The 1,057-nt window shown below is 70.4% G+C and carries 1 protein-coding gene; it reads right to left on the reverse strand.

All coding sequences use genetic code 11. The features are described 5' to 3' along the window. The coding region (locus ACLFKU_RS43550; protein ID WP_410853371.1) for a condensation domain-containing protein at window positions 1–1,057 on the reverse strand (1,057 nt) is incomplete at both ends.

Genomic DNA, 1,057 nt, shown 5'->3' on the forward strand with positions numbered 1-1,057 from the left:
GGTCAAGCGCCCGGGGCGGCTGCACGATCTCCACCACCTGCTCGAATGGCAGGTCCTGATGCTCCTGCGCCCCCAGGGCCGTACGCCGTGTCCGCTCCAGAAGCGTCGCCACGTCCGGCCCGCCCGACAGGTCCACCCGGAGCGCCAGCGTGTTCACAAAAAAGCCGATCAGCTCCTCGATCTCGCGCCGGCCGCGGTTGGCACTCGGCACCCCGATCACAATGTCGTCCTGCCCCGACAGACGCGAGAGCACCGCCGCCCAGCCCGCCAGCACCGTCATGAACAGCGTCGTGCCATGCTCACGGCCCAGCCGCCTGAGTTCCCGCGTGAGCTCCGCATCGATCTCCACCGGCACCGTGGCGCCGGCAAACGACTGGCGCGCCGGGCGCGGCCGGTCCGTCGGCAACGCGAGCATGGACGGTGCGCCTGACAGGGCCTCGCGCCAGTACTGCGCCTGACGCTGCAGCCGCTCCCCGGAGAGCCATTGCCGCTGCCAGGCCGCATAATCGGGATACTGGATCGCCGGCACCGGCAGGGCATCGGCCTGTCCGGCCACGAACGCCCGGTACAGGCTGCCCAGTTCCCGTACCAGCACCCCCACCGACCAGCCGTCCGAGACGATGTGATGCTGCGTCAGCAGGAAGACATGCTCCTGCTCCGACAGCCGGATCAGGCGCCCACGGACCAGCGGCCCGCGCGCCAGATCAAAAGGCATGCACGCCTCTTCGGCGCACAGCGCCACAAGCGCCGCCGCCGCATCCGGCCGCTCCCGCAGGTCGTGCTCCAGCACGGGCAGGCCCGTGCCGGGTGGCAGGATCTCAACCCGGGGCCCCTCCTCCGCATCAACGAAGACGCTACGCAGCGCCTCGTGGCGCGCATACAGCTGATCGAGGCTGCGTCGCCACGCCGCGCGATCCAGCCTGCCCTGCAGCCGCCACCCCAGCGGAACGTGGTAGCGGACGCTGTCCTTGTCCAGCTGTGCCAGAAACCACAGCCGCTGCTGGGCAAACGACAGCTCAAGCGGCGCCTGGCGCGATACGGCCACAATCGCCGGCAG

The organism is Paraburkholderia sp. EG304, from assembly GCF_046543485.1.
GTDB classification, from domain to species: Bacteria; Pseudomonadota; Gammaproteobacteria; order Burkholderiales; family Burkholderiaceae; genus Paraburkholderia; species Paraburkholderia youngii.